The following is a 21,083-nucleotide window of genomic DNA, read 5'->3' as shown; positions in this document are numbered from 1 at the left end:
GAACCGGCCACAGGTTTTCACCTGGACTAATTACCGGGAAGCTTCCAGCAATTCCTCGAGCGATTGGCTCAACAGGCCTGGCAGCAGTTCCACGTCGCTCATCGCTTCGCGGTCGGCGTTGATGCCGAAATACAGCATGCCGTTGTACGACGTCACGCTGATGGCCAGCGCCTGGTTGTGCAGCAACGGCGGCACGGAGTAGGTCTCCAGCAGCTTGGTGCCGGCGACATACATCTGCGACTGGGCCCCGGGCGCGTTGGTGATCAGCAGGTTGAACGTCCGCCGGGAGAAGGTGGGGAAGCTGGTGGCGACGCGGATACCCATGGCGTGCAGCGTGGGCGGCGCGAAGCCCGACAGGGTGACGATGGTCCTGGCGTCCACCAGGCGCGCACCCGTCGGGTTGGATTCGGTGGCGTGCGCGATCTGCGACAGCCGCACCACCGCGTTCGGCTCCCCCACCGGCAGGTCGACCAGGAAGGGCGTCACCTGGCTGATGGCCTGGCCGGGGCCGGTCGCGTCGAGCTGGCCGTCGGCGTAGACCGGCAGCGGCGCCATGGCCCGCACCGTCGCCGTCGGCGACACCGCCACTCCGCGTGACATCAGCCAGTTGCCCAGCGCCCCGGTGATCACCGCGAGCACCACGTCGTTGACGTCGCAGTCATACCGCGCGCGCACCGTGCGGTAGTCCTCGAGGTTGCAGCTCGCCACCGTGAACCGCCGGTGGCGCGAGACCGTGGCGTTGAGCGGGCTGCTCGGCGCGGTGCCGCGCGCCACCGCCCGCGCGAAATCGACGACCCGCCGGCCGGCCGCGAGGAGCTCGCCATGGTTGGTCACCAGGCCGCCGACGGCCGACCCGACGGCCTGCAGCTGGGTGCCCGGCCCCACGAACCAGTCGCCGATGGCGCCGAAAATCAGCCGCGCGTTACCCGGGTCGCGCTCCGGGACCCAGATGTCCTCGGGCAGCGCCGGGGGACGCCTGGTGCGGTCGGCGATGACGTGGTTGATCTCGAGCGCCGCCATGCCGTTGATCAAGGCTTGATGCGACTTCGTGTAGAGGGCGACCCGGTTCTTGGCCAGGCCCTCGACCAGATACATCTCCCACAGCGGCCGCGTCTTGTCCAGCGGCCGGGCGGCCAGGCGGGCGATCAGCTCGTGCAGCTGTTCGTCGCTGCCCGGCGACGGCAACGCGGAGCGCCGCACGTGATAGGTGATGTCGAAGTCGGCGTCGTCGACCCACACCGGGCGGGCCGAACCGACCCGGACCTCCCGGACCTTCTGCCGGTAGCGCGGGATCTGCGGCAGCCGTTGTTCGACGGTGGCCAGCAGCGTCTCATAGCTCAATCCCGCGCGCGGCTTGCGCAGGATCGACAGCGATCCGACGTACATCGGGGTGGCCGTGTTTTCCAGCCGAAAAAACGACGCGTCCGATGGGGACAGCCGGGTCACCATAAGGGCGCAGTCCTCCTCGTCGAATCATCGCCCTGTTACTTAAGGAGATGCCCCGCCCACGGTAATCGTCTCGACGGGTCCCGGCCGAGCGCGGGTACGCGCGGGCCGCGGTTGTGCCATGATGACCACTGCCTGCCCCTCTCCAGCGGGCTCACGGTTCGACCGAAGAGTTGGAGAGTGCGTGGTGAACAGCAGTCCTGTCGCGGGTCCGTCCGACGCCTTCGCCGTCCTGCCCGTCGTCGACTACGAGCCTCCCCCGCAAGACGTCCCGCCGAGCGTTCCGGCGTGCCGGCCATCGGCGCGGGCACCGCTGCGCCGCCGCGGCCCCCGCCCCTACCCGCCCGGGCGGCAACCCGCGGAGCCGGTCCGCGCGGCCACGTCGCCGCAGATGCGCCAGGCGGCGGCGTTCGCCGACGCTGCGCTGCGCCGGGTGCTGGAGGTCATCGACCGCCGCCGACCGGCCGCGCAACTGCGCCCCTTGCTGACGCCCAGCCTGGTGGATTCCGTTGTCGCGGTGAGTCAGTCGGCCACCGGGCGCGCGGGCGCCGCGGTGTTGCGCCGGGTGCGGCTGCAGCCGGCCGGTCATCGGGACCCGGATGCCGCCGCCGAGGTGTCCGGCTCCTACAGCCGGGGGAACCGGGTCCACGCCATCGCCTGCCGTGTCGAGCGGATGCCCGCCGACGCCGGCGCCCGGTGGCTGGTGGTGGCCCTCCACATCGGTTGACCGCCGGTGATCAAGGCCCGGCCGCGGGCGTCAGCGGGCCGCCGGCGTGTAGCGGGTGAGCACTGGACCCAGAATCGCCATGACGAACACGTACGACGTCGCCAGCGCGGCGACCGCGGGGATCGACGTGCCGGCCAAGCCGATGATGATCAGCGAGAATTCGCCGCGGGCGACGAGCGCCGTGCCCGCCCGCAGCTGCCCGCGCCGCGCCACCCCGTCGCGCCGGGCGGCGAAGATCCCGGTGGCCACCTTGGTCGCCGCCGTCACCGCGGCCAGTATCAGCGCCGCCGGAAGCATCGGGATCAGCGCGTGCGGGTCGACCGAAAAGCCGATCGCCAGGAAGAAGATCGCGGCGAACAGGTCCCGCAGGGGGCCCAGCACCTGACGGGCGCGTTCCGCCGTCTCGCCGGTCAGCGTCAGCCCCACCAGGAACGCGCCCACGGCGGCGGATGCGTGCAGGGACTCGGCCAACGCCGCCACGATCAGGGTGATGCCGAGCACGCGGAGCAGCAGCTGTTCGGAGTCGGGGTGTTCGACCAGCCGTCCCACGTGGTGGCCCCAGCGGTAGGACGCGGCGAACGCCGCCAGCAGCGCGGCCACCGCCACCACCATGCCGCCGACCGCGTGCAGCCACCCGCCGCCCGCGGCGAGCACGGCGAACAGCGGCAGGTAGGCCGCCATCGCGAAGTCCTCGAGCACCAGCACGGACAGCACCGCCGGCGTCTCCCGGTTACCGAGGCGGTGCAGGTCCTCCAGCAGGCGCGCGATCACACCGGACGAGGAGATGTAGGTGACGCCGGCCAGGCACAGGATCGCGACGCCGTCCAGTCCGAGCAGCCAGCCCGCGACCGCGCCGGGCGCCGCGTTGAGCACGATGTCGACGCCCGCCGACGGCAGGTGGTGGCGCAGGCTGGTGGCGAACTCGGCTGCGGAGAACTCCAGGCCCAGGGTCAGCAGCAGCAGCACGACGCCGATGGGCGCGCTCGTCGTGATGAACTGGCCGCCCGCGTCCAACGGCAGGATGCCGCCCTTACCGAGGGACAGGCCCGCGAGCAGGTAGACCGGTATCGGCGACAAAGCGAATCGTCGTGCCGCGGCGCCCAATACGGCCAGCGTGGCCAGGAGGGCGCCGAGCTGTAGCAGCAGCGCCCACGAAATTTGCACCGGCTCAGCCTTTGTCGATTATCTGCTCGACGCCGGCGATGCCGTCCTGGGTTCCGATGACGATCAAAACGTCTCGGGCATGGAGCATTTCGGCCGGCCCGGGCGATGCGAGCACTTCGTCGTTGCGCACGATCGCGACGATGGAGGCGCCGGTGCGGGTGCGGGCGTGGGTGTCGCCCAAGGGGTGGTCGACGAACGGGCTGCCGGCCAGGATGTGAACCTGCCCGGTCTCGAGCCCGGGTATTTCCCGGGCCAGTTCGGTGAACCGCTCGGCGATCCGGGGCGCCCCGAGGATCGCGGCCACCACCTCGGCCTCTTCCTCGCTGAGGTGCAGGAGCGGGCGGGCCTCGTCGGGATCCTCCCGGGCGTAGACGACGACCTCGAAATCGCCGCCTCGCCGGGCGATGATGCCGATGCGGTCGCCCTTGTGATCGGTGAACTCGTAGCGAAGACCGACGCCCGGCAGCAGCACCTCCTTGACATCCATACCGTCAATCCTGACAGGTGGGACGGGGGCGCGGGCGCCGGATCGCCGACCTCCTACGGAACTGCTAGAGACTCAGCCCTGCCGCGCCATCCCCGCAGCTCGGCGTCGCGGAATAGGCACAAGCATCGACACCTCGCGGCGGTAATCGAGGTATTGGTGGCCCAGCGACGCGACCAGGTCCCGCTCCTCCAGCTGGGTGGCGACCAGGATGTAGAGCGTCATGCCGACCGAGAACAACAGATGCCCGGCCGTCATGACGGGCGCGGCCCAGAACGCGATGCCCATCCCGAGCATCAGGGGGTGCCGCACCACGCGGTAGAGGAGCCGGACGCGGAATTCGACGCTGGTGTAAGGCTGTTGGCGCGACGCCAGATACACCTGCCGGAGCCCGAACAGGTCGAAGTGGTTGATCAGGAACGTCGCCAGCAGCGCGATCGCCCAGCCGAGCCAGAACAGCGCCCACAGCAGCGCGCGGGCCGCCGGCATCCGCACCTCCCAGACGACCGTCGGCATCGTCCGCCATTGCCAGTACATCAGGGCGAGCACGACGCTCGAGAACACCACGTAGGTGCTGCGCTCGATCGACGACGGCACGAAGCGTGCCCACCACCGCTTGAACGCGGGCCGGGCCATCACGCTGTGCTGCACCCCGAAGAGGGTGACCAGGACCGCGTTGATCGGGATGGCCTGGGCGATGGGCGCGGCGAGCCCATGATCGACGCTTCGGGGCACCGCGAAATTGCCCACGAAACCGATGAGATACAGGAAGGCCGCGAGGAAGAGCAGGTACGCCGCGGCGCCGTAACCAAGCGTCAGATATCGCTTCATGGGCTAAGTGTCCGCCGCGTGCGAGCGCTCGACCATAGGTCGTTTGCCTCATCTTCCCCGGGCGGGGCACTAGGTATTTTTGACCAGTCCGTTGCGCAGCGCGTACATGCTGGCGCCGATGCGGTTCGAAACGCCGATCTTGGCGTAGGTGCGCTCGACGTGGTTGCGGGCGGTCTTCTCGCTGATCACCAGCGACGCCGCGATGTCCTTGTTGGAGGCGCCGCGCGCGACCAGGCACAGCACTTCGATCTCCCTGGGGGTCAACCCGTCCGGCCGCATTTTGGGCCGCTGCGCGGGTTGACCGGCCGCGTGCAGCACCGCTTCGACGGCGACCGATTCCAGTTCACCGGCCTGCGCCCGGCCGCGCAGCCGCCTGGCCGCCGCGTCCGGCGACATCTGCTCGCGATACGGCCTGGGCTCGCCGGCGGACTGATAGCCGACCGCGGCGGCCAGGATCCGGTCCGGCAGACCGAGCGCGGAGCCGGCGAGCCCACGCGGATACCCCGAACCGTCCAGGCATTCATGGTGATTGCCCGCGACCTCCGCGAGCTGCCGCAGGCCGGGCACCTGGTTGAGGATGCGGACCGTCAGATACGGGTGCAGCCGCACGCGTTCGAATTCCGAGGCCGTCAGCGGCCCCTCCCGGGACCAGATCTGGTTCGACACCCCGATGCGGCCCAGGTCGTGGACGTGACCCGCGCGTCGCGTCAGGGCCACCGCGTCGGCGTCGACGCCCGCGGCCCGCGCGGCGTCCCCGCCGAGCCGGGCGACCGCGCGCGAATGCCCAAGGGTGAACGGGCATTTCAGGTCGACGAAGTCGCCGAGGGCGACGAGCAGGGCGTCCAGCGACCGGTCGTCGAGCCGCTGATCCCGATCGGGCGCGGCGGCCAGTGCCGCGGCCCAGGAGTCGCCGGCCTGCGGGCCGGCCAGGATCTGCTCGCCGTGACGCAGGAAGGCGTCGGCGACCTGGGGGTCGAATTGCCCGCCGCGCCGATCACGCACCATGGCCTCGGCCCCCGCGACGCCGTAGGTGCGATGGTGCACCTCGACCATGTCGGCCAGCTGAGCGATGCGCATCTGGATCGGGATCTCGTCGCCCCGGGCGCCTGCGGGCAACCCGCCGCCGTCGTAGCGCTCGAAGGCGAACGCCACGGCCGCCTGCACGTCGGGCCCCAGCCCCATTCGGTCGGCCAGGACGGCCGCCGAGGTGCAATGCGAGTGGATCAGGCGGGAGATGTGGCCGCGCGCGTTGGCGAAAAGCGTTGCCATGACGCTCAATCGGTGCGTCAGCGGCTGGCCGCGCCCCACGTTGCCGGCCAGGAACCGCAGGTAGGGCAGCCCGGACCAGTCGACGAGATACGAGTCGTGGCGCACGGCGATGTCGTCGCCGAACCACCGCGCGTATTCGTGGGAGTCGGCGTGACAGCCGATCCACATGATCAGGGTCGTGTAATAGGTGCAATCCCGTTCGTCGGTGTCGAGCCCGAGCCGGTCGGCAAGCCTGGTCGCGATCAGCGCCGCCCGGAGCATGTGCTCGGCGGGCTGGCCCAAACCCAGGTCGATCGCCACCGACAGCGCGGCCAGCAGCTCCGCCCGGGTCGGCAGTTCGGGCTCCGACATGGGCCTCATTGTGCCCAGCTCATCGGTCCGCGGTCAGCCGATTGGCACAGTGCGTCCGACGGCGTGATGGCGGCCGGCGTCGAAGGTTTCGAAATGGCCCGAACCCACCACGAACAGGCCGCGCTGCGGCGGCCGGAAACCGGCCAGCCGCGGTTGGTGCGGCAGCGGCCCGACCAGCCCGAGGTCCACCCCGCGCCATGCCGCGCGCGAACCCGCCACCGCCCACACTTGCGCCGGGGCGATCATGAACCGCTGCCCGTTGGGCGCGGTGCCGGACAGGCGGACCCGGCCGGCCCGCAGCGTCGGGCCCGCGGCCCGGCCGAGGGCGGCCAGCAGCGCGCGGTTGGTCCACGCCCGCGCCGGCAACCGCCCGCCGACCGTGCTCATCAGTCGGGTGGACGCGGTGGTGCCGATATCGATGTGCCAGGCCAGCAATCCCGGGATCTCGACGAACAGCGACCACGGGGTGACCCAGGCGACGTCGATGTCGCACTGCACCGCATCGTTGGGCGTCGCCGAGCTGAAGAACCGGGCGCAGCTCTGCGGGCCCGGTGTCGTCGCGTAGAAGGTCCACGCCCCGTCGGGGTCGCGGTGCCACACCGACCGGTAGCCGGGCGAAAACGACGTGGCCGGAAATACCCGCAACGCCAGATAGTGTCCGCTGGCGAACGGAAGGCCCATCACGCCGAAGCCGACGAACCGTTCGTCGTCTCCGGACGGCAGGCGGGGGTTCTGCAGGACGGCCGTGGCGGCCGCCAAAGGCGATGTGATCATGCGGGAATCGTGCGCGCGGGGGTGCCGTCGACGCATGGGGCGACTGCCTCAAATCCCCGGGCCGTGGCGAGCGTGAAGCGAGCCGCACCTTCGGCGCCGAGCGTGAAGCTAGCCGCACACTCGGCGAGAAAGGCGCGCGCTAGCGGCGCTTGACCGACTTCGGCGGCTTGGCGCCGCGGCCTTGCTGCCTGGCGGCCGCGCGGCGCTCGCGCCGGGAACCGCCGCCCGCCACGCCCGCCGGCGTCCGCTGACCGTCGCCGCCGTTGCGTTGCACCTGCGCCGAGCCGTCCTCCGACGGGCCGGAGTAGGTCATCGCCGGCGCCTCGTTGTCAATCCCCTTGGCGCGTAACTGGGTTGGCGGCTCTTCCCGCGGGGGCGGGGCGGCCTCGCCCTGGTCCGCCGCGGTTCCCAGATCCTTGAGCCCCTCCGGCGTTTCCACCGGCGCGACCTGTGGGGTGGGCACCGCCTCGACCGTGACGTTGAACAGAAATCCGACCGACTCCTCTTTCATGCCGTCGAGCATCGCCATGAACATGTCGTAGCCCTCGCGCTGGTACTCCACCAGCGGGTCGCGCTGCGCCATCGCACGCAGCCCGATGCCTTCCTTGAGGTAGTCCATCTCGTAGAGGTGCTCGCGCCACTTGCGGTCGATGACGTTGAGCAACACGTTGCGTTCCAGCTGGCGCATCGCGCCCTCGCCGGCGATCTCTTCCAGCTCGGCTTCCCTTGCGGCATAAGCCCGTTCGGCGTCCTTGAGCAGCTCGTCGAGCAGCTCCTCGCGGGTGAGGTCGTCGCGGTCGGAGTCGGCGTCCACGCGCATCAACGTCTCGTGGTCGATGCCGACCGGGTACAGGGTCTTGAGCGCGGTCCACAACGCCTCGAGGTCCCAGTCCTCGGCGTAGCCGTCGGCGGTCGCACCGTTGACGTAGGCGGTGACCACGTCGCGGACCATGTCCAGCGCCTGCTCCTTGAGGTTCTCGCCCTCCAGGATGCGGCGGCGCTCGGCGTAGATCACCTTGCGCTGCTGGTTCATCACCTCGTCGTACTTGAGGACGTTCTTGCGGACCTCGAAGTTCTGCTGCTCGACCTGTGTCTGGGCACTCTTGATCGCGCGGGTGACCATCTTGGCTTCGATGGGCACGTCGTCGGGCAGGTTGAGCCGGTTGAGCATCGCCTCCAGCGCGGCGCCGTTGAACCGGCGCATGAGCTCGTCGCCCAGTGACAGATAGAAGCGGGACTCGCCCGGGTCGCCCTGGCGGCCGGAGCGGCCGCGCAGCTGGTTGTCGATGCGCCGCGACTCGTGCCGCTCGGTGCCCAGCACGTACAGGCCGCCGGCCTCGACCACCTCGGCGGCCTCCTTGCCGGCCTCCTCCTTGACCTTGGGCAGCTCCTCGTGCCAGGCCGCCTCGTACTCCTCGGGCGTCTCCACCGGGTCGAGGCCGCGCTCGCGCAGCCGCTGGTCGGTGAGGAAGTCGACGTTGCCGCCCAGCACGATGTCGGTACCGCGGCCGGCCATGTTGGTCGCCACCGTGACCCCGCCGCGGCGGCCCGCCACGGCGACGATGCCCGCCTCCTGCTCGTGGTACTTGGCGTTGAGCACGTTGTGCGGGACGCGGCGCTTCTGGAACTGGCGCGACAGGTACTCGGAGCGCTCGACGCTGGTGGTACCGATCAGGACGGGCTGGCCCTTCTCGTAACGCTCGACGACGTCGTCGACCACCGCGATGTACTTGGCCTCCTCGGTCTTGTAGATGAGGTCGGACTGGTCGGTGCGGACCATCGGCTTGTTGGTCGGGATGGGCACCACGCCCAGCTTGTAGATCTCGTGCAGCTCGGCCGCCTCGGTCTGGGCGGTACCGGTCATGCCGGCGAGCTTGTCGTAGAGCCGGAAGTAGTTCTGCAGCGTGATGGTGGCCAGCGTCTGGTTCTCGGCCTTGATCTCGACGTGCTCCTTGGCCTCGATGGCCTGGTGCATGCCCTCGTTGTAGCGGCGGCCGTAGAGCACGCGGCCGGTGAACTCGTCGACGATCAGCACCTCGCCGTCGCGGACGATGTAGTCCTTGTCGCGGTTGAACAGCTCCTTGGCCTTCAGCGCGTTGTTGAGGTAGCTGACCAGCGGCGAGTTGGCGGCCTCGTAGAGGTTGTCGATGCCGAGCTGGTCTTCGACGAACTCCACACCCAGTTCGTGCACGCCGACGGTGCGCTTGCGCAGGTCGACCTCGTAGTGGACGTCCTTTTCCATCAGCGGCGCCAGCCGGGCGAACTCGAGGTACCAGTTGGAGGCGCCGTCGGCGGGGCCGGAGATGATCAGCGGGGTGCGGGCCTCGTCGATCAGGATGGAGTCGACCTCGTCGACGATGGCGAAGTTGTGCCCGCGCTGCACCAGGTCGTCGAGCGAATGCGCCATGTTGTCGCGCAGGTAGTCGAAGCCGAATTCGTTGTTGGTGCCGTAGGTGATGTCGGCGGCATACGCCACCCGGCGCTCGTCGGGGGTCATCTGGGCGAGGATCACGCCGACCTCGAGACCGAGGAAGCGGTGCACGCGGCCCATCCACTCGCTGTCGCGTTTGGCCAGGTAGTCGTTGACGGTGACGACGTGCACGCCCTTGCCGCCGATGCCGTTGAGGTAGGCCGGCAACACCGAGGTCAGGGTCTTGCCCTCACCGGTCTTCATCTCCGCCACGTTGCCGAAGTGCAGCGCCGCCGCGCCCATCACCTGCACGTCGAACGGGCGCTGGTCGAGCACCCGCCAGGCCGCCTCGCGGGCCACCGCGAAGGCCTCGGGCAGCAGGTCGTCGAGGCTTTCGCCGTCGGCATGCCGCTTCTTGAACTCGTCGGTCTTGGCCCGCAGCTCCGCGTCGGTCAGCTTTTCGACCTCGTCGGACAGGGTGTTGACGTAGTCAGCCACCCGCTTGAGACGCTTGAGCATGCGACCTTCGCCAAGGCGCAGCAACTTCGACAGCACAGCTATGTCCCCTGTTGGTTAGGAGTCTCTTCTCTTAAGGCGACTCCCATCGTAGGTGACGACGCCGTGATGGCCGTCGTACCTCAGGAGAGCCTGATCAGCCCGTAGTCGTAGGCGTGCCGCCGGTAGACCACGCAGGGCCGCTCGGTCTGCTTGTCGTGGAAGAGGAAGAAGTCGTGCCCGACGAGCTCCATCTCGTAGAGCGCGTCGTCGACCGTCATCGGCGTAGCCGGGTGTTCCTTGGTCCGCACGATCCGACCGGGCTCGTGGCCGGCCTCGGCGCCGTCATGCCCGGCCGGCGGTTCGGGCGCACGTTCCTGCGCCGGCGGCGGCACGACCGCGGTGGCGGCGGCCAGCGACACCGGCGTCTTGTCGCCGTAGTGGACCTTGCGGCGATCCTTGGCGCGGCGCAGCCGGTTCTCCAGCTTGTCGACCGCGGACTCGAATGCCGCGTAGAAGCTGTCGGCGCAGGCCTCCGCCCGGCTTACCGGCCCGCGGCCGCGGGCGGTGATCTCGACGCGTTGACACGATTTGCGCTGTCGCCGGTTGGGCGCGTGCTTGAGCTCGACATCGAAGAGATAGATGGAGCGATCGAACCGCTCGAGGCGGGCGAGTTTCTGGGAGACGTACACCCGATAGTGGTCGGGGATTTCTACGTTGCGGCCCTTGAAGACGACTTCGGCGTTGGTCATCGGTTGAACTTGGCCGTCGGTTTGCGTCGGCGGTTGGTCGAGAATTTGACCGGAATCCACGGATAGCCTTGACATACGTGACAACTCGTTTCTCTTTCACGTCGCACGCGCCCTGCGTGCCCGGCTTGCTGACGACGCGCCGACGAGGTGGGGAGAGCGGGTCTTTTCACCTGAATCACCGCTGCAGGCTGCTCGCCGATGCAAGGTGTCGAATACTCACCCCTTCCCGCGAGTGGGGTCTCAACCTGGGAATGTCGCGACCAGTGAGTCAGACCAGTGAGTCGATTAACGTTGTTCTCGACGTTAGCTCTTGTTCGCCTCGCCATGCCACTGATTTCGCGGAGCTGTTGCGAGTTCTTCACATACTCTTGGCGACCGCACAGCCTCACGCGGCCGCGACCGTCAGCACTGCGGTGACCCGGACCCCCGCCGCCCGCAGTACCCGCACCGACTCCCGTGCCGTGGCCCCGGTGGTGACGATGTCGTCGACGATCAAGACCTCGGTGGGCGGCGCCGCGCGCCGCAGCCGCACCCGGCCCGCGACGTTGCGCTCGCGGGCCGCGGTGCCCAGGCCCACCGAGTCGCGCACCAGCGCCCTCATCCGCAGCGCCGGGGCGACGGCGATCGCGGGATGGCCGGCCACCGCCGCGCGCGCGAGCCGGGTGACCGGGTCGCCGCCGCGTCGGCGCGCCGCCGAACGGCGCGTCGGGGCCGGCACGACGGTCAGCGGGAGCTCGACGATGCCCCAGGACAGCAGCCGGTGCACACCGGCGGCCAGCGCCCCCGCCAACGGCCCGACGAGATCCGTGCGGCCGTGCTCCTTGAGCGCCAAGATCGCCTGGCGGCGGGCGCCCGCGTAGCGGCCGAGCGCGAACACCGGCACCTGCGGATCGACGCGCGGGGTCACCACATGGGGTTGGTCGGCGGCCACCGATAGCTCCCGTGTGCAGGCGGCGCACCAACGGGTCGACGGCGCCCCGCAGCCGCCGCACTGCAGCGGCAGGATGAGATCCAGCACGGGGTCAGTGTCGCCGGCGGGACCGACAACCGGGGTGATGGTGGCGACCCGCCACGCCCGGCTCCGCCGCGCTCGCGATCGCCACTAGCCAGGCAGGACCGGCGCCGCCCCGAACACCATCAGGCCCGGCACCTCCGACCACCCCTGCTGGCTTTCGGCGGCGGCCGCCGAATACTGCAGCACCCCTTGGGGAGCCCCGACGTAGACCGTCGACGGGTTGGCGGCGACCGTCAGCACCGGCATCTGCAGACCCCGGGACGGCGCGTCGGAGTTCACCCCGTCGAGGTTGACGTACGACACCGGATGGCTGGCGTCCGTGCGGGTCACCACGATGTCGTCACCGGTGCGCCAGGACAGCGACACCACCGAGTTGCCCAGCCCGAAGCCGAGCCGCCGCGGGTAGGCCAGGGCGTACTGGCCGGCCTGGGTCTGCTCGACGCTGGCCAGGATCACCTGGCCACCGATCACCATCGCGGCGCGCGTGCTGTCGCGGGACAGCTGCAGGTCGGTGATCGGACCCGGGAAGCGGGTGGACACGGCGACGGAATCGACGGGAATGCGGGCGGGCTGCCCCGACGCCGGTTCTTGGATCGCGCGCAAAACGTTGTTGCCGTCCACCACCACCCACACGGCATCGTCCAGCGACCAGCTGGGCCGCGTCAGGCCGTGCCCGTCGGCGGACTGGACCGCCTCGCCGCCCAGGTCGCCGATCCACAGCGAGGCCGCCTCATCGGGCGCGCCGCGGTGCAGGGTGACGACGGACGCGACCTGTCGCCCGCTGCGCGACAGCGCGGCGCCGGTCTGGTCGCCCATCCGCCCGAAGGCCCCGGGCACGTTGGCGAAGTGCTGGCCGTCCAGGGAGACCAGCGACCCGTTCACCAGCGCATGTAGCCCGGCGCCCGCGCCGTCGGCGACGCCCGGGTCGGTGGCGGCGACGTCGGACGTCGTCCAGCCCTCCGCGAACCGGTCGTCGAGCGGGGCGCCGTCGGCGTTGATCACGTACGGGCCCCTGATGTCGGCCCGCGCCAGCGTCCAAATGATCTGCGCGGCAAGCAAAGCCCTGCTGTGCGGGTCGGTGGTGGACAGCTTCTCCAGGTCGATGCGCGCGCCCCCGTAACCGCGCCCGATCCCGTTCTTGCCGCCGTCGGCCCGGGTCACCGGCCCGCGCAGCCGCAGCGGCGGGGCGAGCAGGTTGCGCACCGTGTGCGCCATCTCGGGGCGCGGCCCGCCGATCAGCTTGGAGACCAGCTCGGTCGCCAATTGGTCGTGGTCGGCCACCGCCACGTAGCGCGGATCGGGCACCACCGTCTTGCCGGTCGGGTCGGCGAAGTAGAGCGTGTTGCGCTTGTACGTCGACTGGAACTGCTGCCAGTCCAGGAACACCCCGTTGGGCAGGCGGTCGATCCGCCACCCGCCCGAGGTCTTGACCAACTCGATCGGGCCGGGGTCGGGCAGCACCCCCTCGGCGGTCTCGAACACCCCCATGTCCGACAGCGACCCCAGGATGTCGGCCCGCATGTTCGCCGAAACCCGTTCGGCGGCACGGGTTTCCACGAACACCACGTGGTCGATCAGCAGGGCGCTACCGGCGTCGTCCCAGGCGTTGGACGCCGACTGGGTGAGGAACTGGCGGGCCGCCAGGTGTCGGTTCGCGGGATCGGCTGTGGCCTTGAGGAATTCGCGCAGCAGGACGTCGGGGTCCATGCCGGGGGTCGGCTTGGGCAGGTTCGACGGCGCGGGTCGCTCGACCGTGCCGATGGCCTGCGGCGCCGACGAGCTGGGCACGCCCGCGCAACCGGCCAGCAGCAAGGCCAGCATCAGCAGGCCCAGCAGCCGGCGCATCATCCGCTCCTCTCCGCGTGTTCGCGTTGCCGCGAACGGTCTTTGGGTTGCGGGCCGGTGTTGGCGGTCGGCGGGATGGGTTTCATGGGCAGCGGGCTGGTGGTGACCTTGTGCCCGCGGACCAGCGGCAGCGTGAGCCGGAAGCACGAGCCCTCGCCGGGCTCGCCCCACGCCTCCAGCCGGCCCTGGTGAAGGCGGGCGTCCTCGACGCTGATCGCCAGGCCCAGGCCGGTGCCGCCCGACCGGCGCACCCGCGAAGGGTCGGCCCGCCAGAACCGGCTGAACACCAGCTTCTCCTCGCCCGGCCGCAGCCCCACCCCGTAGTCGCGGACGGTGACCGCGACGGTGTCCTCGTCGGCGCCCATCCGGATCTGCACCGGCTTGTGTTCGGCGTGGTCGATGGCGTTGGCGATCAGGTTGCGCAGGATCCGCTCCACCCGCCGGGTGTCCACCTCGGCGATCACCTCCTCGTCGGGCAGGTCGACGAGCAGCTCGATGCCGGCGTCCTCGGCCAGGTGGCCCACATTGCCGAGCGCGCTTTGCACGGTGCTTCGCAAATCCACCGCCTCGACGGACAATTCGGCCACGCCCGCGTCGTGGCGGGAGATCTCCAGCAGGTCGTTGAGCAGCGACTCGAACCGGTCGAGTTCGTTGACCATCAGCTCGGTGGAGCGCGCCAGGGTGGGGTCGAGGTCGGCGCTGTGGTCATAGATGAGGTCGGCGGCCATCCGGACCGTGGTCAGCGGCGTGCGGAGTTCGTGGCTGACGTCTGAGGTGAACCGGCGCTGCAGGTTGCCGAACTCCTCGAGCTGGGTGATCTGGCGGGACAGGCTCTCCGCCATGTCGTTGAACGACACCGCGAGTCGGGCCATGTCGTCCTCGCCGCGCACCGGCATCCGTTCGGACAGGTGCCCCTCGGCGAACCGTTCGGCGATCCGCGACGCCGACCGCACCGGCACCACCACCTGGCGGGACACCAGCAGGGCGATCCCGGCGAGCAGCACCAGCAGCACGGCGCCGCCGGTGATCATCGTGCCGCGGACCAGCGTGATGGTGGCCTGCTCGTTCTTCAGCGGGAAGATCAGGTACAGCTCCAGGTTGGCCACCTGCGACGAGGCGGGGGTGCCCATGATCAGCGCCGGCCCGGAGAAGCCGTCGGTGTGTACGGTCGCGTACTGGTAGGACGCCTGCCCGGCCTTGACGAAGCCGCGCAGCGAATTGGGCACCTGGTCTACGGGTCCGGCCGTGGACGCCGCGCGCGGCCCATCGCCCGGCACGATCAGCACCGCGTCGAACGCGCCGGCCAACCCGGCGCCCGACGCGGGGTCGGTCTTGGACGTCAGCGTGTTGCGGGCCAGTTGCAGGCTGCTGTCCAGGGAGCGGGTTTCCTCGCCGCTGACGATCCCGCCGACGGTGGTGCGCGCCCGCTCGATCTGTTCGATGCCCGCCTTGACCTTGACGTCGAGCACCCGATTGGTGACCTGAGAAGTCAGCACGAAGCCGAGCGCGAGAATTACCGCCAGTGACATTCCGAGCGTCAGCGCGACGACGCGCAGCTGCAACGACCGGCGCCACGCGACGGCAACGGCGCGACTCACCGCACCCATGCCGCGGGTCATGGGACCCGAACGCCCCCAGCGGCTCCTAGTCCGTCGCGGCGAGCGCCAAATCAAGGACGCTCCCGGATCACGGAGGTCCGGCCTTGTATCCCACTCCTCGAACGGTCAGCACCACGGTCGGGTTCTCCGGGTCCTTCTCAACCTTGGCCCGCAGACGCTGGACATGCACGTTCACCAGGCGGGTGTCCGCCGGGTGCCGGTAGCCCCACACCTGTTCGAGCAGCACATCACGAGTAAACACCTGCCGCGGTTTGCGCGCCAACGCGACCAGCAGGTCGAACTCGAGCGGCGTCAGGGAGATCTGCTCGCCGTTGCGCGTCACCTTGTGGGCCGGCACGTCGATCTCCACGTCGGCGATGGACAGCATCTCGGCCGGCTCGTCGTCGTTGCGCCGCAGCCGCGCCCGCACCCGGGCCACCAGCTCCTTGGGCTTGAACGGCTTCATGATGTAGTCGTCGGCGCCCGACTCGAGGCCGAGGACCACGTCCACGGTGTCGGTCTTGGCCGTGAGCATCACGATCGGGACGCCCGAATCGGCGCGCAGCACGCGACAGACGTCGATGCCATTCATGCCCGGCAGCATCAGGTCCAACAACACCAGATCGGGGCGCAGTTCGCGCACCGCAGTCAGGGCCTGGGTGCCGTCACCGATGACCGCGGTGTCGAAACCCTCCCCACGCAGCACGATGGTGAGCATCTCGGCGAGCGAAGCGTCGTCATCGACGACGAGAATCCTTTGCCTCATGGAGTCCATGGTGTCACCAGATCGGGACAAAACTCGGACACCACACGGGTGTTTCTTCCCCGATAAGGGCGAATCGAGACCAAATTGTGCTAACCGGCGTCCAAAGAGACGGCCAACCGGCCAGGATCGACGTCCGCGTCGACCACCAGCCACCGGCCGCCCCAGTCCGCTTCGGCGAGTCCGGCGTAGACGGCGCCGGTGCGCTGCTGGAGGCCGTCGTCGCGTTCGTAGCTGTCCCGGGCCCGCCCCGGCTCGTGCTCGGCCCGGTGCCGGGCGCGCCGCGCGGCGAGCTCGACCGGCACTCCGAGCAGCAACTGCCAGTCGGGCGACGGCAGGCCCAGCCGCTCATATTCCAGCCGCCGCACCCACTCGACCGCCGGCCCGCCCGCGTCCTGGTGCAGGCGCGCGGCGCTGTAGGCCGCGTTCGAGGCGACGTAGCGATCCAGGATCACGACGTCGTGGTCGCGGCGCAGCGCCTCGATCTCGTCGACGGCGCCCGCCCGGTCGAGCGCGAACAGCATCGCCATCCCGTAGACCGACGACGACAGGTCCCCGTGGTCGCCGTGCAGGGCCTCGGCCGCGACGTCGGCGGTCACCGATTTCCCGTAGCGGGGGAAGGCCATGATCGCCACCGACTTCCCGGTCGCCTCGAAAGCCCTGCGCAAGCCGTCGGACAGCGTCCGCTTGCCCGCGCCGTCAACCCCTTCGATCGCGATCAGCACGGCGCCAGCCTAAGCGCGACGCCGAACGCCGCGCTGGCGCGACGCTCGGCGGGCCAGCAATGACTCAGTAGCGGTAGTGGTCGGCCTTGTAGGGACCGTCGACGTCGACGCCGATGTACTCGGCCTGCTCCTTGGTCAGCTTGGTCAGCTTTCCGCCGAGCGCCTCCACGTGGATGCGGGCCACCTTCTCGTCGAGGTGCTTGGGCAGCCGGTACACCTCGTTGTCGTACTCGTCGTTCTTGGTCCACAGCTCGATCTGCGCGATCACCTGGTTGGAGAAGCTGTTGCTCATCACGAACGACGGGTGGCCGGTGGCGTTGCCCAGGTTCAGCAGCCGGCCCTCGGAGAGCAGGATGATCGACTTGCCGCTGTCGGGGAACGTCCACACATCGACCTGCGGCCGGATGTTGGTCTTGGTCGCGCCGGAGCGCTCCAGCTGGGCGACCTGGATCTCGTTGTCGAAGTGCCCGATGTTGCCGAGGACGGCGTAGTCCTTCATCGCCTTCATGTGCTCGAGGGTGATGATGTCCTTGTTGCCGGTGGCGGTGATGACGATGTCGGCGGTGCCGATCGCGTCCTCGACCGTCTCGACGTCGTAGCCCTCCATCAGGGCCTGCAGCGCGTTGATCGGGTCGATCTCCGTGACGACGACGCGCGCGCCCTGACCCTTGACCGAGTCGGCGCAGCCCTTGCCGACGTCGCCGTAGCCGCAGACCAGCACCTTCTTGCCGCCGATCAGCACGTCGGTGCCGCGGTTGATCCCGTCGATCAGCGAGTGCCGGCAGCCGTACTTGTTGTCGAACTTGGACTTGGTCACCGAGTCGTTGACGTTGATCGCCGGGAACGCCAGGTCACCGGCCGCGGCGAACTGGTACAGGCGCAGCACGCCGGTGGTGGTCTCCTCGGTGACACCCTTGACCGACTCGGAGATCTTGGTCCACTTGTCCTTGTCGGTCTCGAAGCGGTTGCGCAGCAGCTCCAGGAAGACCTTCCATTCGGTGGGGTCGTCCTCCTCGGCGGGCGGCACCACGCCGGCCTTCTCGTATTGCGCGCCGCGCAGCACCAGCATGGTGGCGTCACCGCCGTCGTCGAGGATCATATTGGCCGGCTCGTCGGGCCAGGTCAGCATCTGCTCGGCGGCCCACCAGTACTCCTCCAGCGTCTCGCCCTTCCAGGCGAACACCGGAACACCCTTGGGCTCCTCGGGCGTGCCGTACGGGCCGACGACCACCGCGGCGGCGGCGTGGTCCTGGGTGGAGAAGATGTTGCACGACGCCCAGCGGACCTGCGCGCCCAGCGAAACGAGGGTCTCGATGAGGACCGCGGTCTGCACCGTCATGTGCAGCGAGCCCGAGATCCGCGCCCCCTTGAGCGGCTGCACGTCGGCGTATTCGCGGCGCAGCGACATCAGACCTGGCATCTCCTGCTCGGAGAGCTCGATGTCCCGGCGACCGTAGTCCGCGAGCGACAGGTCGGCGACCTTGAAGTCGATGCCGTTGCGGACGTCGGCGGTCAGCGAACTTTCAGTCGTCGTCATTAAAGTTCCATTCCTTCTGCGGCTTGGTTCGAAAGAGGATTACTTAGCTTAGGTATACGCTCTTGCGCCACTGTAGTCGGCGGCCCAGGCGCCGGCCGTCGTCAGGGGACGTTGACGACGCCGTGACGCTCGGCGAACGGCGTCATCAGCCGCGCGAGGTCCGCCGCCACGTCGTGGTCGGCCTCGGGCGGCATCGAGACGTAGCTCATCGCCAGCCGCACGATGGCCCGCGCCAGCACGCCGGCATCCTCGTCGCTGGTGGCCACCCAGCTCTGGGTGAACGCCGTGCTCAGCCGTTCCGACGCCCGGGTGATGATGGGCCCGCTGTCGGTGGTGATGATCTGCAGCAGGTCCGGCTTGGCGACCCCGGTCAGCAGCGAGATCACCAGCGGGTCCGCCGCCGACTCCGCGAAGAAGGCCCGAAAGCCCTGCAGGAACGCCTCGTAGATCTTGCCGACGTTGGCGACGATGGCGGTATGGACGGCGTCGACCAGCCGGTCGGCCAGGCGCAGGGCGTAACCCTGCGCCAGACCCTGCCGCGACCCGAACTCGTTGTAGATGGTCTGCCGGCTGATGCCCGCGGCGCGGGCCACGTCCGAGAGCGTGATGGCGGACCAGTCGCGGGTCAGCAGCAGCTCGCGCATCGCGTCCAGCACCGAGTCGCGCAGCAGGGCGCGCGACGCCTCGGGGTAGGGCATCCGCTTCACAGGCGCGACAATAGCCGCTTCGGCCATGCCGTTGGTGCCGATCACGCCCGGGCTATCTCGACCATCTCGAAGTCGGATTTCGCCGCGCCGCAGTCCGGGCAGCTCCAGTCTTCGGGGATGTCGTCCCAGCGGGTCCCGGGCGCGATGCCGTCCTCCGGCCAGCCCTTGGCCTCGTCGTATTCGAATCCGCACTGCACGCAGATGAAGAGCTTGTAATCGGTCATCGGATGGCTCCTGTCTCCTGGAAATCGATCTTTTCGCGCACCGAACAGTCGGGGCAGCACCAGTCGTCGGGAATCTCGGCGAAGGGCGTGCCCGCGGGAAAGCCTTCCCGCGGAGCGCCTTTCGCCTCGTCGTAGATGTAGTCGCAGCCCGGGCAGCGGTAGGCGCTCATGCCCTCACCCCGTAGCGGGCCAGCACCCGCTTACGCACCCGCGGGTGGATGTTCACCTTGGTGATGTCGCCGTCGTAGTGTTCGAGCACCCGGTGGTCCATCACCTTGCGCCACAGCGGCGGGACGTAGGTCAGCGAGATCATCGACGCGTACCCGCTGGGCAGGTTGGGCGCGCCCGCCATGCTGCGCAGCGTCTGGTAACGCCGCGTCGGGTTGGCGTGGTGATCGCTGTGCCGCTGCAGGTGGTACAGGAACAAGTTGGTGACGACGTGGTCGGAGTTCCAGCTGTGCACCGGTGCGCACCGCTCGTAGCGACCGCTAGCGTTCTTCTGCCGCAGCAGCCCGTAATGCTCCAGGTAGTTGACCGCCTCGAGCAGGCTGAAGCCGAAGACGGCCTGGATGATGACGAACGGGATGAGCGCCGGGCCGAAGACCGCGATCAGCACGCCCCACAACACGATCGACAGCAGCCACGCGTTGAGCACGTCGTTGGACAGGTACGTCGCGGGGTTCCACGGGTTCTTGTCCAGGCGGCGCAGGCGCTGGGCCTCCAGCCGCAGCGACGAGCGCAGGCTGCCGAACACGCTGCGCGGCAGGAACTCCCAGAAGGTCTCCCCGAAACGGGCCGACGCGGGGTCCTCGGGCGTGGACACCCGCACGTGGTGGCCGCGGTTGTGCTCGATGTAGAAGTGGCCGTAGCAGGTCTGCGCCAGGGTGATCTTGGACAGCCACCGCTCCAGCGAGTCCTTCTTGTGGCCCATTTCGTGGGCGGTGTTGATGCCGACGCCGCCGAGGACGCCGACCGACAGCGCCACGCCCAGCTTGCCCGCCCAGCCCAGCGCGCCGTCATAGCCCAGCCAGCTCAGGTTGGAGGCGGTGAACAGGTACGCGCCGAAGACCACGCTGAGGTACTGGAACGGGATGAAGATGTAGGTGCAGTAGCGGTAGTACTTGTCGTTCTCCAGCTGCTCCATCACCTCGTCGGGCGGGTTCTGCCCGTCGGGCCCAAAGCGCAGGTCGAGGATCGGCAGCAGCACGTAGACGAGGATCGGCCCGATCCACAGCGGCGCCTGCGCGGCGGCGTGCCAGCCGAGCTGGTTGAGCCCCCAGACGATCGGCAGCATCACGAAGAGCGCCGTCGGGGCGATCAGTCCCATCAGCCAGAGGCGTCGCTTCTTGTCCCGCCAGACGGGCGGCTCCACCGCCTCGGCGTCTGCCTGCCGTTCGAGTGTGGTCATATGCCAAACCTCCTTGTGAGTCACACCACGTTGGAGATTGACAATATCGCCATCAGCGTCTCGTGTCTAGACACAAGAGGTGCTTTTGTAAACGGATTCGCTAGGGCACGGCGTCGGGCTCGGCCCGGGCGGGCGGTGCGACGCCCTCCGCCTCGCGGCGGCCCTGCACGGAGTGCCGATAGCCGTAGCCGACATAGATCGCGGTGCCGACCGCCAGCCAGACGCCGAACCGCACCCAGGTCAGCGCAGTCAGGTTGACCATCAGCCAGACGCACGCGGCGATCGACGCGATCGGCAGGACCGGCACCCACGGGGCGCGGAAGCCCCGCTCCAGGTCCGGGCGGGTGCGGCGCAACACCATCACGCCGGCCGAGACCAGGACGAACGCGAACAGCGTGCCGACGTTGACCATCTCCTCGAGCTTGGCGATCGGGAACACCGAGGCCGTCGCGGCCACCACCACCGCGACGAGCACGGTGATCCGGACCGGGGTGCCGTGGGAGCCGGTCTTCGCCAACTGGCGCGGCAGCAAGCCGTCGCGCGCCATCGCGAACGGCA

The 21,083-nt window shown here is 69.3% G+C and carries 20 protein-coding genes; 1 reads left to right on the top strand and 19 read right to left on the bottom strand.

Going from position 1 to position 21,083, the window contains the following annotated elements; translation table 11 throughout:
- Positions 1-30: 30 nt before the first annotated feature.
- Positions 31-1,449 (bottom strand): wax ester/triacylglycerol synthase family O-acyltransferase, encoded by a 1,419-nt coding sequence (locus tag A9X03_RS13925; protein WP_067759060.1) that lies wholly within the window; start codon positions 1,447-1,449, stop codon positions 31-33.
- A gap of 184 nt (positions 1,450-1,633) precedes the next feature.
- Here A9X03_RS13925 and A9X03_RS13920 point away from each other — a divergent pair, with 184 nt between their 5' ends.
- Positions 1,634-2,173 carry an Rv3235 family protein gene (locus A9X03_RS13920; RefSeq protein ID WP_197499031.1) on the top strand — a complete coding sequence of 180 codons (540 nt, stop codon included), beginning with the start codon at positions 1,634-1,636 and terminating at the stop codon, positions 2,171-2,173.
- A gap of 30 nt (positions 2,174-2,203) precedes the next feature.
- On the opposite strand, the gene A9X03_RS13915 is transcribed toward A9X03_RS13920, so the two are convergent.
- The 18 genes from A9X03_RS13915 to A9X03_RS13830 all read right to left on the bottom strand — a co-directional run.
- Entirely contained in the window at positions 2,204-3,337 is a 1,134-nt protein-coding gene (locus tag A9X03_RS13915) for a cation:proton antiporter (RefSeq protein ID WP_067759057.1), read from the bottom strand.
- Between the two features lie 4 nt (positions 3,338-3,341).
- On the bottom strand, positions 3,342-3,824 hold the full coding sequence (locus tag A9X03_RS13910) for a cation:proton antiporter regulatory subunit (RefSeq protein WP_067759055.1): 483 nt from the start codon (positions 3,822-3,824) through the stop codon (positions 3,342-3,344).
- Positions 3,825-3,896: 72 nt separating this feature from the next.
- Complete coding sequence (gene mddA, locus A9X03_RS13905; RefSeq protein ID WP_067759052.1) at positions 3,897-4,652, bottom strand: methanethiol S-methyltransferase; 756 nt, start codon at positions 4,650-4,652, stop codon at positions 3,897-3,899.
- Positions 4,653-4,721: 69 nt separating this feature from the next.
- Positions 4,722-6,272, bottom strand: coding sequence for an HD domain-containing phosphohydrolase (locus A9X03_RS13900; RefSeq protein ID WP_082974495.1), 1,551 nt, complete (start codon positions 6,270-6,272; stop codon positions 4,722-4,724).
- 33 nt (positions 6,273-6,305) lie between these two features.
- A complete protein-coding gene (locus A9X03_RS13895) occupies positions 6,306-7,046 on the bottom strand; it encodes a hypothetical protein (RefSeq protein WP_067759046.1) in 741 nt (246 codons plus the stop codon).
- A 139-nt stretch (positions 7,047-7,185) separates the two neighbouring features.
- On the bottom strand, positions 7,186-10,011 hold the full coding sequence (secA, locus tag A9X03_RS13890) for a preprotein translocase subunit SecA (RefSeq protein ID WP_067759043.1): 2,826 nt from the start codon (positions 10,009-10,011) through the stop codon (positions 7,186-7,188).
- An 83-nt stretch (positions 10,012-10,094) separates the two neighbouring features.
- Entirely contained in the window at positions 10,095-10,763 is a 669-nt protein-coding gene (gene hpf, locus A9X03_RS13885; protein WP_067889435.1) for a ribosome hibernation-promoting factor, HPF/YfiA family, read from the bottom strand.
- A gap of 325 nt (positions 10,764-11,088) precedes the next feature.
- On the bottom strand, positions 11,089-11,721 hold the full coding sequence (locus tag A9X03_RS13880) for a ComF family protein (RefSeq protein ID WP_067759037.1): 633 nt from the start codon (positions 11,719-11,721) through the stop codon (positions 11,089-11,091).
- Positions 11,722-11,805: 84 nt separating this feature from the next.
- A complete protein-coding gene (gene lpqB / locus A9X03_RS13875; protein ID WP_067889432.1) occupies positions 11,806-13,566 on the bottom strand; it encodes an MtrAB system accessory lipoprotein LpqB in 1,761 nt (586 codons plus the stop codon).
- Entirely contained in the window at positions 13,563-15,236 is a 1,674-nt protein-coding gene (gene mtrB / locus A9X03_RS13870; RefSeq protein WP_082950280.1) for an MtrAB system histidine kinase MtrB, read from the bottom strand. Before mtrB ends, lpqB begins: the two co-directional genes overlap by 4 nt.
- A gap of 13 nt (positions 15,237-15,249) precedes the next feature.
- The gene (gene mtrA, locus A9X03_RS13865; RefSeq protein WP_007168097.1) at positions 15,250-15,936 is read right to left on the bottom strand and encodes a two-component system response regulator MtrA; all 687 of its coding nucleotides are present in this window, start codon (positions 15,934-15,936) and stop codon (positions 15,250-15,252) included.
- A gap of 80 nt (positions 15,937-16,016) precedes the next feature.
- Positions 16,017-16,649 (bottom strand): dTMP kinase, encoded by a 633-nt coding sequence (locus A9X03_RS13860; protein ID WP_067889429.1) that lies wholly within the window; start codon positions 16,647-16,649, stop codon positions 16,017-16,019.
- Positions 16,650-16,713: 64 nt separating this feature from the next.
- Complete coding sequence (gene ahcY / locus A9X03_RS13855) at positions 16,714-18,186, bottom strand: adenosylhomocysteinase (RefSeq protein WP_067759025.1); 1,473 nt, start codon at positions 18,184-18,186, stop codon at positions 16,714-16,716.
- A gap of 101 nt (positions 18,187-18,287) precedes the next feature.
- Positions 18,288-18,920: a TetR family transcriptional regulator gene (locus A9X03_RS13850; protein WP_067759081.1), complete on the bottom strand. Its 633-nt coding sequence runs from the start codon at positions 18,918-18,920 to the stop codon at positions 18,288-18,290.
- Between the two features lie 14 nt (positions 18,921-18,934).
- On the bottom strand, positions 18,935-19,117 hold the full coding sequence (locus A9X03_RS13845) for a rubredoxin (RefSeq protein ID WP_067759022.1): 183 nt from the start codon (positions 19,115-19,117) through the stop codon (positions 18,935-18,937).
- The gene (locus A9X03_RS13840; RefSeq protein WP_067781571.1) at positions 19,114-19,287 is read right to left on the bottom strand and encodes a rubredoxin; all 174 of its coding nucleotides are present in this window, start codon (positions 19,285-19,287) and stop codon (positions 19,114-19,116) included. Before A9X03_RS13840 ends, A9X03_RS13845 begins: the two co-directional genes overlap by 4 nt.
- The gene (locus A9X03_RS13835; protein ID WP_067889426.1) at positions 19,284-20,525 is read right to left on the bottom strand and encodes an alkane 1-monooxygenase; all 1,242 of its coding nucleotides are present in this window, start codon (positions 20,523-20,525) and stop codon (positions 19,284-19,286) included. The genes A9X03_RS13840 and A9X03_RS13835 overlap by 4 nt, the downstream gene beginning before the upstream one ends.
- A 100-nt stretch (positions 20,526-20,625) precedes the next feature.
- On the bottom strand, positions 20,626-21,083 hold a 458-nt coding region (locus tag A9X03_RS13830), incomplete at its 5' end, for an APC family permease (RefSeq protein ID WP_156746556.1).

Source organism: Mycobacterium sp. E1715 (assembly GCF_001667625.1).
In the GTDB taxonomy this organism is placed as follows: Bacteria; Actinomycetota; Actinomycetes; order Mycobacteriales; family Mycobacteriaceae; genus Mycobacterium.
Note: the sequence above shows the minus strand (reverse complement) of the source record. Positions and strands in the feature narration are given on the sequence as shown.